This window comes from Streptomyces sp. JH34, assembly GCF_029428875.1.
Taxonomy (GTDB): Bacteria; Actinomycetota; Actinomycetes; order Streptomycetales; family Streptomycetaceae; genus Streptomyces.
The window spans coordinates 5,261,975-5,277,463 of the sequence record NZ_JAJSOO010000001.1 but is presented as its reverse complement, the minus strand read 5'-3'; the positions used below and the strand labels follow the sequence as shown (position 1 = coordinate 5,277,463).

19 protein-coding genes and 1 tRNA gene are annotated in these 15,489 nt (G+C 72.4%); 12 read left to right on the top strand and 8 right to left on the bottom strand.

All coding sequences use genetic code 11. The features are described from left to right. Positions 1-65: 65 nt before the first annotated feature. Together LWJ43_RS23650 and LWJ43_RS23645 are read left to right on the top strand one after the other, a co-directional pair. A complete protein-coding gene (locus LWJ43_RS23650; RefSeq protein ID WP_277334221.1) occupies positions 66-1,043 on the top strand; it encodes a peptidoglycan-binding domain-containing protein in 978 nt (325 codons plus the stop codon). A gap of 210 nt (positions 1,044-1,253) precedes the next feature. Continuing rightward, entirely contained in the window at positions 1,254-1,916 is a 663-nt protein-coding gene (locus LWJ43_RS23645; RefSeq protein WP_277334220.1) for an HAD-IA family hydrolase, read from the top strand. A gap of 61 nt (positions 1,917-1,977) precedes the next feature. Here the strand turns inward: LWJ43_RS23645 and LWJ43_RS23640 are convergent, their stop codons facing one another. Next, positions 1,978-2,712: an ABC transporter permease gene (locus LWJ43_RS23640; protein ID WP_277334219.1), complete on the bottom strand. Its 735-nt coding sequence runs from the start codon at positions 2,710-2,712 to the stop codon at positions 1,978-1,980. A 241-nt stretch (positions 2,713-2,953) separates the two neighbouring features. On the opposite strand from LWJ43_RS23640, the gene LWJ43_RS23635 reads away from it, so the two are divergent. The 4 genes from LWJ43_RS23635 (at position 2,954) to LWJ43_RS23620 (ending at position 6,831) form a co-directional block, all read left to right on the top strand. After that, on the top strand, positions 2,954-3,598 hold the full coding sequence (locus LWJ43_RS23635; protein WP_277334218.1) for an HNH endonuclease family protein: 645 nt from the start codon (positions 2,954-2,956) through the stop codon (positions 3,596-3,598). Between the two features lie 91 nt (positions 3,599-3,689). Continuing rightward, a complete protein-coding gene (locus tag LWJ43_RS23630) occupies positions 3,690-5,372 on the top strand; it encodes an alkaline phosphatase D family protein (RefSeq protein WP_277334217.1) in 1,683 nt (560 codons plus the stop codon). A gap of 111 nt (positions 5,373-5,483) precedes the next feature. Continuing rightward, entirely contained in the window at positions 5,484-5,942 is a 459-nt protein-coding gene (locus LWJ43_RS23625) for a DoxX family protein (protein WP_277334216.1), read from the top strand. A gap of 226 nt (positions 5,943-6,168) precedes the next feature. Continuing rightward, positions 6,169-6,831 (top strand): DedA family protein, encoded by a 663-nt coding sequence (locus LWJ43_RS23620; RefSeq protein WP_277334215.1) that lies wholly within the window; start codon positions 6,169-6,171, stop codon positions 6,829-6,831. A 16-nt stretch (positions 6,832-6,847) separates the two neighbouring features. On the opposite strand, the gene LWJ43_RS23615 is transcribed toward LWJ43_RS23620, so the two are convergent. The 3 genes from LWJ43_RS23615 to LWJ43_RS23605 form a co-directional block, all read right to left on the bottom strand. Then, complete coding sequence (locus LWJ43_RS23615) at positions 6,848-7,072, bottom strand: DUF2277 domain-containing protein (protein WP_015577004.1); 225 nt, start codon at positions 7,070-7,072, stop codon at positions 6,848-6,850. Between the two features lie 42 nt (positions 7,073-7,114). Beyond that, positions 7,115-8,500, bottom strand: coding sequence for a DUF1254 domain-containing protein (locus LWJ43_RS23610; RefSeq protein ID WP_277334214.1), 1,386 nt, complete (start codon positions 8,498-8,500; stop codon positions 7,115-7,117). 253 nt (positions 8,501-8,753) lie between these two features. Then, a complete protein-coding gene (locus LWJ43_RS23605; RefSeq protein ID WP_277334213.1) occupies positions 8,754-8,969 on the bottom strand; it encodes a hypothetical protein in 216 nt (71 codons plus the stop codon). A gap of 184 nt (positions 8,970-9,153) precedes the next feature. Here LWJ43_RS23605 and LWJ43_RS23600 point away from each other — a divergent pair, with 184 nt between their 5' ends. The 3 genes from LWJ43_RS23600 (at position 9,154) to LWJ43_RS23590 (ending at position 10,972) form a co-directional block, all read left to right on the top strand. Then, complete coding sequence (locus tag LWJ43_RS23600) at positions 9,154-9,666, top strand: hypothetical protein (RefSeq protein ID WP_277334212.1); 513 nt, start codon at positions 9,154-9,156, stop codon at positions 9,664-9,666. A gap of 145 nt (positions 9,667-9,811) precedes the next feature. Further along, a complete protein-coding gene (locus LWJ43_RS23595; protein ID WP_277334211.1) occupies positions 9,812-10,399 on the top strand; it encodes a flavoprotein in 588 nt (195 codons plus the stop codon). 27 nt (positions 10,400-10,426) lie between these two features. Continuing rightward, positions 10,427-10,972, top strand: a complete 546-nt coding sequence (locus LWJ43_RS23590; protein WP_277334210.1) for an MOSC domain-containing protein — start codon at positions 10,427-10,429, stop codon at positions 10,970-10,972. 14 nt (positions 10,973-10,986) lie between these two features. Here the strand turns inward: LWJ43_RS23590 and LWJ43_RS23585 are convergent, their stop codons facing one another. Beyond that, positions 10,987-11,463 carry a DUF6194 family protein gene (locus tag LWJ43_RS23585; RefSeq protein WP_277334209.1) on the bottom strand — a complete coding sequence of 159 codons (477 nt, stop codon included), beginning with the start codon at positions 11,461-11,463 and terminating at the stop codon, positions 10,987-10,989. Positions 11,464-11,526: 63 nt separating this feature from the next. Between LWJ43_RS23585 and LWJ43_RS23580 the strand changes: the two genes are divergently transcribed. Further along, the gene (locus LWJ43_RS23580) at positions 11,527-12,246 is read left to right on the top strand and encodes a MerR family transcriptional regulator (protein ID WP_277334208.1); all 720 of its coding nucleotides are present in this window, start codon (positions 11,527-11,529) and stop codon (positions 12,244-12,246) included. 145 nt (positions 12,247-12,391) lie between these two features. Next, positions 12,392-12,880 carry a hypothetical protein gene (locus LWJ43_RS23575; protein ID WP_277334207.1) on the top strand — a complete coding sequence of 163 codons (489 nt, stop codon included), beginning with the start codon at positions 12,392-12,394 and terminating at the stop codon, positions 12,878-12,880. Here LWJ43_RS23575 and LWJ43_RS23570 read toward each other — a convergent pair. Next, entirely contained in the window at positions 12,865-13,578 is a 714-nt protein-coding gene (locus LWJ43_RS23570) for an NUDIX domain-containing protein (protein ID WP_277334206.1), read from the bottom strand. The two genes, LWJ43_RS23575 and LWJ43_RS23570, sit on opposite strands and share 16 nt — an antisense overlap. Then, positions 13,575-13,784 (bottom strand): hypothetical protein, encoded by a 210-nt coding sequence (locus tag LWJ43_RS23565; protein WP_277334205.1) that lies wholly within the window; start codon positions 13,782-13,784, stop codon positions 13,575-13,577. The genes LWJ43_RS23570 and LWJ43_RS23565 overlap by 4 nt, the downstream gene beginning before the upstream one ends. 49 nt (positions 13,785-13,833) lie before the next feature. Between LWJ43_RS23565 and LWJ43_RS23560 the strand changes: the two genes are divergently transcribed. Beyond that, positions 13,834-14,592 (top strand): DeoR/GlpR family DNA-binding transcription regulator, encoded by a 759-nt coding sequence (locus LWJ43_RS23560; protein WP_277334204.1) that lies wholly within the window; start codon positions 13,834-13,836, stop codon positions 14,590-14,592. Between the two features lie 818 nt (positions 14,593-15,410). Here the strand turns inward: LWJ43_RS23560 and LWJ43_RS23555 are convergent. Continuing rightward, positions 15,411-15,485, bottom strand: a tRNA-Val gene (locus LWJ43_RS23555). Positions 15,486-15,489: the final 4 nt, after the last annotated feature.

The window sequence follows — 15,489 nt, the reverse complement described above, 5'->3', positions numbered from 1 at the left end:
CGCGTTGGGCTTCCCCGCGGCGGCCTGCATAATCGCAGGCAGTTCAAAGGGGAGGGGAACCCACGATGACCGGACAAATATGCCCGGAGTGCGGTGGCGAGCAGAGCGCGAGACCCGGGGCGGGGTGCGCCTGTGGAGCCGGTGGGGCCACGCGGCCCGGACAGGACGCCCGTTCGGCAGAGATCGCGGCGGCCGAGGACTTCGACCCGCTGCGGATCCGGCCGTACGTGACGCTGAGCAGCGAGGACACGGGGGACCACGGGGCTCCCGACGCGGCCACGACGATGCCGCTGTTCTTGGACGGCGCGCCGGGCCGGGAGGCGGCGGGGGTGCCGGGTGCGCGGCCGGACGCCGCCGTGGCGGACGAGAACCGCCGCAGGAGCGCCGCGGCCTACGCGGGCGGCGGGCCCGATCCCGTGCAGCCGCGCCGGCGGAGGCCGTTCGTCGCGGTCGCCGTGGGGGCGGCGGTGGCCGCTGTGGTGGGTACGGCGGCTTTCGCGGGCGGCCTGTTCGACGACGAGGACGGCCGGGAGGCGGCAGCGCTGCCCGAGGTCACGACGAGCGTGCCGGACGCGAGCGACGAGCCCGCCGAATCCGTGTCCGACTCCCCCTCCGCCTCCCCGTCCTCCCCGACACCGTCCTCGTCGGCGTCGGCATCCGCATCGGCGTCACCTTCGGCATCGCCGTCGACGTCGCGGAGTCCGTCGGCCTCACCTTCGGCCACCGCCCCGCAGCCGCCGTCACCTTCCGCGGTGGCGACGAAGGCCCCCACCACGGCAGCGGCGGCACCGCCCGTCGACGAGGTCTCCGGCACGACGCTGCAACGCGGCGACAGCGGCGCGGAGGTCTCCGAGCTCCAGCGCCGGCTGCAGGAGATCTGGGTCTACCGGGGCCCGGACAACGGCGACTACTCGGCGCAGGTGGAGCAGGCCGTCGCCGAGTTCCAGAGGTGGGTGTCGGTCAGGAACGACCCGCCGGGCGTCTACGGGCCGGAGACCCGCGGCGCCCTGGAGGCACAGACGAGCGGCAGGGGGCGCCGGTAGTCGCGCATTCCCCGCGACGGGCACCGGACCGCTGGCTCGGCACCCGGCCCGGCACCGGGTTCCGCGTGCGGACTGGCGTTTCCGCGACGGTTTTTGTATCGTGGAGAAACAAAGTAGCCTCCGCTCGTTCTCCCTGACCGGCGGGCGGGGCTACTTGTTTTTTCTCCACCCGCAGCTACGAGCTGTCCCCCCGCGCTCTGGAGCATGCCGATGCCGGCCACCGTCCTCGAAGCCCGCGCCCTCCTGCTGGACATGGACGGCACCCTCGTCAATTCCGACGCGGTGGTGGAACGCTGCTGGCGCCGCTGGGCCACCGCGCAGGGGCTCGACCCCGAGGCCGCCCTCAAGGTGGTCCACGGCCGCCAGGGCTACGCCACGATGGCCGCCCTGCTGCCGGACCGCCCCATGGAGCAGAACCACGCGGAGAACCGGATCATGCTCGCCGAGGAGACCGCCGACACGGACGGTGTGGTGCCCATCGGCGGCGCCCCCGCCTTCATGGCGTCGATCGCCGCCCTCCCCCACGCGCTCGTGACCTCGGCCGACGAGGCGCTCGCGCAGGCGCGGATGACGGCGGCCGCCCTGCCGATGCCGGAGACCCGCGTCACCGCCGAGATGGTGGGCGCCAGCAAGCCGGACCCGGAGGGATTCCTCAAGGGCGCGGCCGAGCTCGGCTTCGACCCGGCGGACTGCATCGTGTTCGAGGACTCCGAGGCGGGCATCGCGGCGGGCCGCGCCGCCGGTATGCGCGTGGTGGGCATCGGCCCTCGCGCCGCCGCGCTCTCCCCCGACGCCCACGTCGAGGACCTGACACACCTCCGGGTGGAAACGGGCACCGACGGTTCGATCCGCCTGCTCGTCGACGCCGCCTGACGCGCGGTCTCGGCCCCTGGGCCGGGGCGGCCGCCTCGTACGCGGCGCGGGCCGCCCCACCTCAGTCCCGGTTGAGCACTCCCCGCGCCACCAGTTCCAGCACGAGGGCGACGGCGACGGCCTGTACCGCCAACAGCGCCACCAGGACGAACAGCTGAACGGCGCCCGCCTCCACCGGTGAGGCGCCGCCCAGCAGCATGCCCACGAACGCTCCCGGCAGCGTGACGAGCCCCACGGTCCGGGTCTGGTCCAGACCCGGCAGCAGCGCGTCCGACGCCGCGGGCCGGGCGATCTCCAGCCGGGCGTCCCGGTCGAGCAGCCCGAGCGCCATCCCGGCCTCCACCTCCCCGCGCCGCGTCCCGAGTTCGTCCAGCGCGCGACGGCCGCCGAGCACGGTCGCGGTGAGGGCGCCCCCGATGAGGATCCCCGTGACCGGGATCAGCGCGATCCCGCGCGGCGGGAGGAGCCCGGTGAGCAGCAGCGCCACGACCACGGGCACGACGCCCGCACCGATCGGGAGGGCGGCCCACCACCAGGTGCGGTTGGGGGTGATCCGCCGGCCCGCGGTCCGCACCGCGACCGCGAACATCAGGGCGAGGAAGCCCAGCAGGGGCCCCGGCGAGTGCACCACCCAGCCGATGAGCAGGGAGACGGCCGCCAGCTGGACCGCGGCCCGCAGCCCGGCGACGGCGATCTCGCGGGCCCTGCCCAGCGAGGCCCACGCGGCGACCGCGGCGGCGAACACCAGGAGCACGGCGAGCACGACGCCCAGCGTCGGAGTGACCGGAAGCAGCACCAGTTCACCCTAGAGGCCGCCCGCACCCCTCCTTGACGCGTCGGGAACCGCACACTCGTCAACTCCGCGCCTCGAACGCATTTCGGACGGGACGTCAGACCGACCGTCCAAACCCTTGATGTGACGTGCGCATGTCGTCACTCTGTTACCTGGCGACCACCCCGTCGAAACCCGGCGCCGCCACGATGGCCTGGCCCCGCAGGTCGCCCGCGCAACAGCCCCCCACATCAAGGGAGTTCACATGTCAGGTATCTACGCGCGTCGCATAGCCGTCGTCGCCGCCTCGGCCGCGCTCGCCGCCACCACCGGGCTCCTCACGGCCCCGACCGCCCAGGCCGCGATGCCCACCCCGGTCAGCGCCTCGACCGCCCGTACGTATCTGGGTCAGCTCACCGTCTCCACCGAGGGCTCCTCGACCGGCTACAGCCGTGACAAGTTCCCCCACTGGATCACCCAGTCGGGGACCTGCAACACCCGCGAGGTGGTGCTGAAGCGTGACGGCACCGGTGTCGTGCAGGACTCCTCCTGCGCGGCGACCAGCGGCAGTTGGTACTCGGAGTACGACGGAGCCACCTGGACCGCCGCCTCCGACCTGGACATCGACCACATGGTCCCGCTCGCCGAGGCGTGGCGCTCCGGGGCCAGCGGCTGGACGACCGCCCAGCGCCAGTCCTTCGCCAACGACCTGACCCGCCCCCAGCTCATCGCGGTCACCGACAACGTCAACCAGTCCAAGAGCGACCAGGATCCGGGCGAGTGGCTCCCGTCGCGCACCACCTACCGCTGCACCTACGCCCGAGCCTGGGTGCACGTGAAGCACTACTACGGCCTCAGCGTCGACTCCACCGAGAAGAGCGCCCTGCAGTCGGTCCTGAACGGCTGCTGACCACTCACCCGCCCCGGCGGAACCACCCGCCCTCCTCCGTCGTTCCGTACCCTACGGAGCCATCGGTCACGGCGACGCGAGGAGGGCACACATGGCCGGGCTACGCCTGGGACCGCTGCTGAGGTACGTCGACTGGGAGTCCGGCTCCCGGGCGACGGTCTGGGTGGAGTCGACCAGGCCCTGCACGGCGGAGGTCCGCTGTGCGGACGGCGCGGCGGGTACCTCCCCGACGTTCGCCGTCCAGGGGCACCACTACGCCCTGGTGGTGGTGACGGGCCTGACGCCCGGCTCCACCACGCCCTACGAGGTACTGCTCGACGGCCGGCGGGTGTGGCCTCCCGAGGACTCGCGCTTCCCGCCGAGCACCATCACCACGCCCTCGCTCCCGCAGCCGGACGAGGAGAGTCCGGTCCGGGTCGCCTTCGGCTCCTGCCGGTGGGCCGCCCCGCCCGCCCACGGCCACGGCCACGACCCCGTCGGCCCCGACGCGCTCGACACCCTGGCCGTCCGCCTGGCCGCCGATCCCGAGGCGGTCCGCCCGGACATCCTGCTGCTGCTCGGCGACCAGGTGTACGCGGACGAGACCTCGCCGGCCACGCAGCGGCGGCTCGCGGCCCGCCGCGACCTCGACGAGGCCCCCGGGGCGGAGGTCGCGGACTACGAGGAGTACACCCACCTCTACGACGAGTCCTGGCGCGACCCGGACGTGCGATGGCTGCTCTCCACGGTGCCCAGCTGCATGATCTTCGACGACCACGACGTCATCGACGACTGGAACACCAGCGACGCCTGGGTCCGGGACATGCGCGCCACTCCGTGGTGGCACGAGCGGATCGTCAGCGGGCTCATGTCGTACTGGGTCTACCAGCACCTGGGCAATCTCTCCCCCGAGGCCCTGGAGGCCGACCCGGTCTACGCGGCCGTGCGCGCGGCCGACGACGGCACCGAGGCGCTGCGCACCCATGCCGCGACGGCCGACGCCGACCCGGCCCGGACCCGATGGAGCTACCGGCGTGTTTTCGGCCGAGTACGGCTGCTGATGGTGGATACCCGGGCGGCCCGGACCCTCGACGAACAGTCGCGGGCGATGCTCCGCGACGAGGAGGCCGCGTGGCTGCGCGACGAGGTGCTCACCGACCCCGGCGCGTACGACCATCTCCTGATCGGCACCTCACTGCCGTGGCTGCTGCCACCCCTCGTACACGATGCGGAGACCTGGAACGCGGCCCTGTGCCGCGGCGCCCGCGGCGAACGCTGGGCGCGCCGTGGCGAGAAGGTGCGCAGGGCCGCTGACCTGGAGCATTGGGCCGCCTTCCCGGAGTCCTTCACCCAGTTGTCGGAGCTGCTGCGGGAGGCGGGACGCGCACCCGGCGCCCCGGCGACGATTTGCGTGCTCTCGGGCGATGTGCACCACGCCTACATCACCGAACCCCAGTGGTCCGATTCCACCTCGGACGACACTTCCGTCGCTCGCGTCCTGCAACTGACCTGCTCCCCCGTCCACAACTCCGTCCCCGCGTACATGCGCGCCGGGTTCCGCTTCGGCTGGAGCGGCGCGGGCCGGTGGCTCGGGCGCGCGCTGACGCTCCACGGTCGGACGGGGCGCCCTCCGATGCGCTGGCACAGGACGGGCGGACCGTGGTTCGGCAACCAGCTGATGACGCTCACCCTGCACGGCCGGAAAGCTGCGCTGACATTGGTTCAGGCCAGAGCGAGGCCCACCGGGGCGCAGTTGGAGACCGTATGGGAGGACTCACTGACGTCGAACGAATGACCGAGTTTCAGCCAGTGACGAAATGTTGAACTTGCAAGCAATTGTGAGGTCTCCCTAACCTGATGGGCCCCGATCGGTTCACGTCCCCAGACCGAAGGAGCCCCACCCCCCATGTCCATACGTCTGAACCGGGCCCAGCCCTACGCCCTCGGCCTCTTCCGCATCGTCATCGGCTTCCTCTTCGCCTGCCACGGCGCCGCCTCGCTCTTCGGAGTCCTGGGCGGCGCCATGGGCGGCGGCACCGTCCCCGCCGGCACCTGGCCGGGCTGGTACGCGGCCGTCATCCAGCTCGTCGGCGGCACCCTGGTCGCGCTCGGCCTCGGCACCCGTGTCGCCGCACTCGTCTGCTCGGGCTCCATGGCCTACGCGTACTTCAAGGTGCACCAGCCCGAGTCGCTGTTCCCCCTGCAGAACGGCGGCGAGGCCTCGGCAGTCTTCTGCTGGGCCTTCCTGCTGCTGGTCTTCACCGGTTCCGGCGCCATCGCCCTGGACCGGCTGTTCTCGTCCCGCGGCGGCTCGGGACGCTCGAGCGAGCCCGCCCATGACAAGGCGCCGGCCGTCTCGGTCTGACCACGCTCCGCGCGCTCCGGCCCCCCTTCCCTACGAGGGGGGCCGGAGTCGTGTTCCCCACGGGGCCAGAGCCGCACGTGACCTGCGCGACATCGCGTGACCGCCCGGCGAATACCAGGTGAACCGGGCGAACGGCAGGCGTACGCTGTACAGCTGACCCTGCCGCTCCTGCCGCTCCCCTGCGACGTCGCGGTGTTGGAACGGAAACGGGAACGGGGAGTAGAAAGTGCTCGAGAGTGTGGGTGCGCTGATCGGCAGCCCATGGATCTACGCGGTGGTCGCCCTCTCGGTGCTCCTGGACGTCTTCCTGCCCGTCCTCCCCAGCGGTGTGCTGGTGATCACCGCCGCCACCGCGGCGGCCGCGAGCACCAGCACCACGGTCACCGCCGCGGCCGGGGAAGCCACCCGCCACGTGCCCTCGCTCGTGGTCCTCACCCTCTGCGCCGCCACCGCATCCGTGCTCGGCGACCTCGTCGCCTACCGCCTCGCCTGGCGCGGTGGCGAGCGCCTCGACCGGGCCATCGCCCGGTCCCGCCGCCTCACCTCCGCGCAGGAGCGCCTCGGCGCGGCGCTGAGCCGCGGCGGAGGGGCGCTCGTGGTCGTCGCCCGTTTCGCTCCCGCCGGCCGGTCCGTCGTCTCCCTGGGGGCGGGCGCGGCGCACCGCAAGGTCAAGGAGTTCCTGCCCTGGTCGGCCGTCGCAGGTGTCGCCTGGGCCGTCTACAGCGTGGGCCTCGGCTACTTCGGGGGCCAGTGGCTCGGCGCGGGCTGGCTGGGCACGGCGGTCTCGGTACTCGCCCTGTTCCTGGCGGGCGCCCTCGCGGCGGTCGTCGTCCGCCGTCCCGTCCCCGCGGCCCCGGTCACGGTGGCCGGAGCCCCGGCCGGCACCTGACGGCCGGCGCGGTCGCTCAGGCCCGGGCGGCGGCGCCCCGTATCTCCAGGCCGTCCAGCAGCCGCTGGGTCGCGTCGGCGATCTCGGCGACGGCCCGGTCGAAGACCTCCTGGTTGTGCGCGGCGGGCGCGCGGAAGCCCGACACCTTGCGTACGTACTGCAGGGCGGCGGCTCTCATCTCCTCCTCGGTGGCCTCTTCGGGGATGGCTGGCGGACGAAGCGTCTTGATGCTGCGGCACATGTCTCCAGTGTGCGACGCAGCACCGACAACCGGCCTCAGGACCTACGCTCCCGCCCGGCCCCCGGGCGGCTCGACGGGCGGGATGACATAGCGCCCGTCGAGAATCGCCTGATCGGGCAGGTGCAGCCGCATCACCGCACGGAAGCGGCCCGGCGGCACGGGCAGCCAGTTGGCGACCGCGGCCGGGTCCGCGGGGCGTTCCGCGGAGAGGTGCAGCGTCAGCGAGCCGTCGGCGCCGTGGACGAGTCCGGGCGTCCGGCCCCCGATCGCGTACCGTTCCCCGGCGTTCGCGACCAGGTGGCCTCCCGGGCTGTCGTACACGGTCAGCGACCAGAACCCCCGGACCGGCGGCGGCTGTGCGAGGCGCAGGACGTAGCGGTGGGCCCCGTCGAGCGCGTGGCCCCGGGAGTCGCAGGCCGTGTGCGCGTACACCGCTTCGTACCCATGGGGCAGCCAGCGTCCCCGCCGCGCGGCCACCGCCCTGACCAGGTAGGAGGTTTCACGGTCGGGGATCGTCCACTCCGGTGCGCGGAGCGTGCCGACACCGAAGTGGTCCAGGTTGTAGTCGCGCAGATGCGGAACCGTCCGCCAGGCGCCCGGCGGCCCACCGGGCGCGGCTCCGGCCCGGCGGGCCGCCTCCTCCACCCGCAACCTGCCCAGGGCCAGCCCACGCCCCAGGGCGCGCACGAGGGCGGGCCCGGCCGACACGTACGGTGAGATGCCCTCCTCCAGGAGTCCCAGGGGCTGGAACCGGTCCTGGTACGCGCGATCAGGCGCGGCGGGCGGGAAGTCGCCCATCCACACCCGGAGCTCCTCGTAGAACCGCAGCTCTCCGGGTACCCCCGGTTCGGTCGCGGGGAGCCCTGTCCGGTGGGCTCGGTCGCCCAGATGCGTGAGCGTGAGTTCCTGCTGGAGCGCCCTGACCCGCGGCAGGTCCTCCGGCCCGTCGCACGCGAGGCGGCCGACGACCGAGATGACGGAGGTGGGCGCGTCGATCACCCCCGACAGCCCGCCGGGCACGGTTCCGGCCCAGCCCGGCGGGACGACCAGCCAGTCCCCCTCACCCGTGCCGGTGGCCCGGGAGCCGAGGTAGGCGAAGGCGTTGCCCCACGCGTCCACGAACTGGAGGACGTAGTACGCCCCTCCGGTGTCCGGTACGTGCAGCCTCACCGGTCCCCCGGAGAGGTCGAGCTGGGCGAGCGCGTCGACGAGGTCGGCCGGGGCGTACGGGACGTGGGTGCCGGGCGTGGCCGGACCGTCCGCGTGGGCGAAGTCGTTGAAGGGAGTCGGCGCGAGGATCCCGCAGCCCTCCTGCAGACATGCCTGCACGGCCGACAGCTGGCGGACGAGCGGGGATCCGTAGACGTAGGCGTCGGCGGCCAGCGCGGTGATCCCGTCCGGCTCGAGCCCGCCTCGCCCCGGGCTCACGTCAGACGACCGGCTTCGGCCGGCCGGCACACAGGACCCGGATCACGAGGACCCCCGGGACCCGGGACAAAGGGGCGTGAGGAGCCGGAGCGGGTGCTGGATGTGTCATGGTTTCCTCCACTCGACGGACCGGCGGCTCCGACCCCGGGGGGCGGCTCACCGGCCACGCCCCGGACGCACCCGTTCGGATGACCCCGCCCTGCGGTCACTTCGACAGGGACCGCCTCCCCTGCTCGTCGGCGCTTCACGGGGCTCACCCCCAGGTGTCGAGGTCTCCGCCACGCCACTCGATCAACTCCGGCTGGTCCAGATCGATCTCGGCGGCCCCCTGCGCGAGCCCGGCCCGCCGCAGGTAGGACGCGACGTCCCCGCGCCCGTGCGCCAGCCCCACGATCTGCCCACGCACGGTTACCCGCCGCCCACCGGTCGGCGTGGGCGGATACACGATCACGGGCGGATGTCCGGACATGCCTCCACAGTCCCCCGTGCCCAGCCCGCTCGCAATCTCGGGGGTGGCGAGCGGCGGTCGTGGCGTGTTCGTGGGGGCAGGTGGGACGTGGGCTGCCCGAACCCGTCCGCCGATCCGGATACGCCTGGAGTCAAGATGCGCTCAAGACCCACACGTACGCGAACGGCTGGCTAAGGTCCTCCCCATGAGCGCAGCCATAGCCGCCATGGTGACCGCGGTCGTCGGAGTGCTCGGCACCCTCTTCGCGCCGCTGGTCGCCAGCTGGGTGACGAAACGCCAACGCACCGCCGAGGGCCTGGTCGAGGAGCGGCGGCGGCTGCTCGAGGAACGGCGCACCGCCTACACCTCGATGAACCGGGCGACCAGCCACTTCCACACCCTGCTCAAGGACGCCCTGCACCGCGCGCGGGACGGGGTACTCACCGACGACGACCGGGCCCAACTCGAGGAAGGGCGCCGCGATTACCGGGCCCGGTACGCCGAGGCGCAGATGATCGTCCCCGAGGCCGTCCTCGACTCGTCCCGCGAGGTCAACGTCGTCCTCGCGGGGGTGGACGCCGCGCTCAAGCGCATCGACCGCGGCGTGCCCCGCGGAGGTGAGACGGCCGTCCAACTGCTCCTGGACCTCAGGGCCGCGGATCCGAAGCTCACGGCCATGCACCGCCTGATGCGCCAGGACCTCGGCGTATCCGGCTGAGGCGGTCCCGCGCACACGGCGGGTCGCGGAAGCGGGAGGCGGCGGCTACCGGCGGGCGTCGGGGCCGTGGTAGGTCTCTGCTGGAGCGTCGGCCGAGTGACGGGGCGACGCAGACGGGCTGACGCGGGGCGGAGGAACGGTGAGCATGGGCAGCCGCGGAGTGCTGGGAGTCGTGGCGACGGCGACCGACGGGGTCGAGATGTTGCGCACCGGGCTGGTCGGGCCCGCCGTCGCGCTGGGCTGGCAGGTGGCGGTGACCCTGACACCGACGGCCGGCCGATGGCTGAGGGCGAACGGTGAGCTGGACCGGCTGGAGGCGCTGACCGGCCTCCCTGTCCGGGACACGCCCCGCCTGCCGGCCGAACCCCGCCCGCACCCCGTCGCCGACTGCTACGTCGTCGCTCCGGCGAGCGCGAACTACGTCGCCAAGCTCGCGACGGGTATCGCCGACAACCAAGCGCTGACGCAGGTGAGCGAAGCCCTGGGCACGGCCGGCGTCCCGGTGGTGGTGTTCCCCCGGATCAACGCGGCCCACGCACGGCACCCGGCATGGGAGGGTCACATCGGGACGCTGCGCGGGGCGGGCGTGGAGCTGGTGTACGGGCCCGATGTCTGGCCCCTGTACGAACCACGTCAGGGCCCGGCGGTCCGGGAGCTTCCGTGGGCGGCGATCCTGGACAGCGTGGCCGTCCGAGCTCCTGGGAACGGGGCTCGGGCGGAGGGCACGACGTAAGCGGACCGACAGACGGGTGGGACATCGATGACAGGCCGGGTCACAGCGGTGAGCAGCAACGCGGCGTACTCGTTCAGCAAGCCGAATCGCGCCTCCGTCACGCTGCTGGCCGGGCTCGGGGTCGAGGGGGACGTCCACGCGGGCGAGACGATCCGCCACCAGTTCCGCATGACCTACGAGCCGGACCTGCCCAACCTGCGTCAGGTACACCTGATGCACGAGGAGCTCTTCGACGAGCTCGCGCTCAGGGGTTATGCGGTCGCCGCGGGGCAACTCGGAGAGAACATCACCACCCGGGGTGTCGATCTGCTCGGTCTTCCCACCGGTACCTTGCTGCACCTCGGCGAGCGTGCGGTGATCGAGGTGACGGGGCTGCGCAACCCATGCGCGAAGATCAACGACTTCCGGCCGGGCCTGCTCGGGGAGGTCTTCGCCCTCGATGCCGTCTCGGGGGACTTCACCTTCAAGTCCGGGATCATGGCCGTGGTGCGCCAGGGCGGCCCGGTCCGCCCGGACGACACCGTGGAGGCCGAGCTGCCACCGGCCCCGCACCGCCCGCTGGAACGCGTCTGAGGGGAAGGGATCCCCTACCGGCCCTGCGCGGGGCCCTTCCGCCGATCATGACGCCCACGGGCGAGGCGATGGGCTTCACGGAGCAACAGGCGGACTGCGGCATCGGTCCGGGGACCTGGGTTCACCACGGCGAGCCAGCCGGCGGACCCGTAGACGGGGTGGGCTGTCACGGCGTCGCTGACACCGGCGGCGGTGTCGATGACCGGCTCACCCGGCGCGTGGCCGGTCCACTCGCGGAACATGTCCTTCCCGGCGGCGACATTGACGCGAAAGGTGTCCGGGCGGTCGAGGAGGGAGCTCTCGTCGCCCGGGTAGTCCTTCGTCACGATCGTCGCGAACGGCTGGGCCGTCGCCGGCACAGCTCCGTCAGGAGAGTAGGAGAAGAACGTGTCCCCCCAGCTGATCTCCGGTGAGCCGTCGCCGGGTGCCGGGGTGACGGCCAGGACTCCGTCAAGGCCCTGCATGAAGCCGATGATCTCGTCGATGGTCATGTGCTCAAGCGTTTCATTGAGGTGCTTGTGGAGACTTCGAACCGGAAACCCCAGGAGCAGCAGGTGACAACCCTCAAGTCGCCGGTCCTGCGCACCGTCGATGTCGCGCGCCGTTCCGGCTACTCCGTCCAGCAGGTCCGCAACCTGGAACGCGACGGTGTCCTGCCCCCGGCAGCCCGTACGGCCGCCGGCTACCGGGTCTACGGGGAGACGCACCTCTGGTCCGCACTGGCCTACCGTGCGCTCGCGACCGCCACGGGTCCCGTCGAGGCCAAGCGGATCGTCCGCGCCGTGCACGAACAGCCGGCCGCCGAGGCGCTCGCACTGCTCGACGCGGCACACGCCCGGCTCGACCGGGAACGTGCGGACCTGGCACTCGCCGAGGAGGCCGCCGTCGCGATCTCGGCCGATCCGATCGAGGACGTACGCCCGTCGGACTCGATGAGCGTCTCCGAACTCGCCACAGCACTCGGGGTGCGCACCTCGACGCTGCGCCACTGGGACGCCGAAGGGCTGGCGGTACCGGACCGGGTCCCCCCGCGAGGGGCGAGACGGTATGCCCCGGCCCAGGTCCGGGATGCCCGGATCGTGCACCAACTGCGTGGTGCCGGCTACCGGATCGCACCGCTCCGCGCCTTGATGCCGGACCTGCGCAGCGGACACGAACGGGAGGGCATCGGTGCGGCGCTCGCGGCCCGGGGCGCGAGCATCACCGAGCGCTCCCGTGCCCTGCTGGACGCCGCCGTACCGCTCAGCAGGGTCCTCGCTGCCACGCGTACATGACCACTCCTCCACCGGTTGATCACTGGCCTGGGCTCCGCGTGTCCGCATGCGCAGCATGCACGGCCGAGGGGGCGTTCATGATTCCAGGACCGACGACGCGTGGGCCGGGGGCGATGCGCCTGCCGGCCGACCGCGGCGGGGACGCGTGCTCCCACGTCTGGCGATCGCCGTACTGCTCCTGGCGGTTCCCGTGGGAGGGATGACCTGGCTGTTCCAGGACGAACTGTTCCACCCGTTCGGCGACGCCCGTGCCTGCGAGGGCAGCGAGGTGCCGTTGTCGGACGTGGTCGGCGCGGTGGACGCAGCGATACCCGAGGACGCCACGGACATCCCCTACTTCACCCGGAACGGCAGCGCGCAGGTCACCTTCGTGAGCCGTCGGATGCCGGACTTCCTCCACCGGACGGGTGTGGTCCCTGACGGAACGTCGGCGTTCGCCTCCCGTTACAGCGCCAAGTACGCCCTCGGCGACGGCGAGACCGAACTCCCGGCAGGCCTGTGCGGTTCCGGCGTCCGGGGGCCCGTCCTGACGTACGACAGCTCCTCGGTCAGCGTGTTGGTGGAACGCTCCCCCTTCACCGACGAGTCCTTCCGGAGCCCCGCCCGCGCCCTGGTGACCTACCGCACTCCCTGACGTGTCAGGACGTCGCCGTGTCGGCCGTTGCCCACCGCGGGAGCGAAGGGGCCGTCCAGGGCGGCCCATTGCAGGAGCATGATGGTCTTGCCGTCGCAGACGCGTCCGTCGCGGACCATGGCCAAGGCATCACCGAAGGGCATTTCGAGCACTTCGATGTCCTCACCCTCCTCCTCCAGACCGCCTCCGCCGCCGGTGCGGTCCGCGGAGGTGTAGGGGGCCGCGTAGAAGTGAAGGCGCTCGGTGACCGAACCGGGGCTCATGTAGGCGTCGAAGACACGGGTGAGCGGGCCGAGCGTGACGCCGAGTTCCTCCGAGGCCTCCCGGCGGACGGCGGCGACCGGATCGTCTCCGTCGAGCAGCCCGGCCGCGGCCTCGACGAGCATGCCGTCGGGGTGTTCGTTGACGTAGGCGGGGTAGCGGAACTGGCGGGTGAGGAGCACACACCCGCGCCCGGTGTCGTACGGCAGTACCACCGCACCGTTGCCGCGGTCGTACGTCTCACGCTGCTGGGTGACCCGGCGGCCGTCGCGGCGCCGGTAGTCGAAGGTGGTGCGGCGCAGTACGTGCCAGCCCCGAGAGGTCAGCTCCACGTCGCGGACGACGACGTCGGGGTTGCGGTCGAGGTCACGCCCGGCACGGTCGAGGCCGGTACGGCCCCGGTGGTCGGGGACGTCGATTCCGGGGCGGGCGTTCACGCGGCTCCCTGCCGGGTGAGTCGCGGGATCTCGCTCACGTCGTGGGACGCGGGCAGGCCACGGCGACGGGCGGCGGCCACGTCCTGACCGGCTCCGGCGGAGTCCCCGGAGAGCTGGGCGAGGTCGGCGGCTCTGGCGTGCGGGTCGCGATCGGCGCCGGGGCGACAGGACCCGGCCATGACGATGAGCTTCGGCTTTTCGGTCATGGGGCGCTACGATACATGCAGAAACGCGCAACAACGGGAGAGAATGCGGATGCTGGCTGCTGAACGACGCGACCACCTGCTGGGCCTCCTCGCCCGCGAGGGCAAGGTCGTGGCCAAGAACGTCGCCGCTGATCTGGGCATCTCGGAGGACAGCGTGCGGCGCGACCTCCGCGACCTGGCCGCCGAGGGACTCTGCCACCGGGTCTACGGCGGAGCGCTGCCGGTCTCCCCGGCTGTGGCGGACTACACCACCCGCGAGTCCGTCGCCCCCGACGGCAAACGGAAGGTCGCCAGGACGGCGGCGGCCCTGGTGCGCCCGGGCAGCGCGCTGATCCTGGACGGCGGCACCACCGCCCTCGCCGTCGCCCGCACGCTTCCGCCGGAACTGGCGTGCACGGTGATCACCCACAGCCCGACGATCGCGGCCGCGATGACCGAACATCCGCGGGCCGAGGTTTTCCTGCTCGGCGGCCGCATCTTCAAGCACTCGGCGGTGGCCTGCGGTGCGGCGGCGGTGGAAGCCGCCCAGAACGTCTCGGCCGACGTCTGCCTGCTCGGCGTCACGGGCGTCCACCCGGAGGCGGGGCTGACCACCGGCGACGCGGAGGAGGCCGCGATGAAGCGAGCCCTGGCGGCCCGGGCCGCGGACACGTATGTCCTCGCGTCGTCCGAGAAGATCGGCACAGCCTCACGCTTCCGCGTCCTGCCCTGGGAGGACATCAGCGGAGTGATCACGGACGCCGGCCCCGACCACGCGGTCGTCGAGCAGCTCGTGGCGCGGGGAGTGGAGATCCTGGCTGCAGGCTGAACCGCGGACCGCGGAGACTCGGTGGATCCGGTCTCGGCGAACGGCGTCGGCTGCCGAGCCTGGCGCGCACGCCTCGGTGACCGAGTCAGGAATACGGGCGCCGGCCGCAACCGGGGGCGGCGCTCCTACGCGGGTCAAGGCTTTGAGGCCTGCCCTCACCTTGTCCGATCGGTTTATGGGCACCGCGCAGCATGGCCAACAGGCTCCGCTGCCGCGTCTACATGCCGGGCATACCCGCCGGGATCCGCCGACTGTCGGGCCCCGTTGGCGTCAGCCGCTGATGTCATCGCCGGATGGCCCGTTCAGGACGCCGGTATCCGTACGTACGCGATGGCGACGAGTCCCGCTCCGATGACAGCGGCACTCGAAGACCAGAATGCGCCCCACACCAGCAGGAGGACGCCTGCTCCCCACACCCTTGGCCGCTTGACGTGCCGCTGTAGCCGGCGGCCGGGGATTCGTCCGAGGATCAGCGCGTGAATGGCCAGTACGGACCCGGTCAGCGCGAGCGCGATCACTGAGAAAAGCGCGCCAAGCACGACAGCCCCGAAAGCCGCTCCCACGGCCCACCCCCCACTTGACGCCACCCTGCGGCGGATCGCCCAGTGTGGCAGAGGGAGCAACCGCCCGATCTGGCGCGTCAAGGTCGGTGGAGTTTCAGGGGCGAGGCGGCAGTTCGCCGCACTCCCCAACCCACCGCTCACGCACCCAGGCCCGGGGCATCCGAGACGGAGGCAGAAGCATCCCGCGGCCGAGGCGCTGCCGTCGCCTACTACCGTCAACGCCCCCGCAGCGGCTCGCTGCGGGGGCGTTCTGACTGGTGGGCGCGGACGGTTTCGAACCGCCGACATCTGCTTTGTAAGAGCAGCGCTCTACCCCTGAGCTACGCACCCGTGG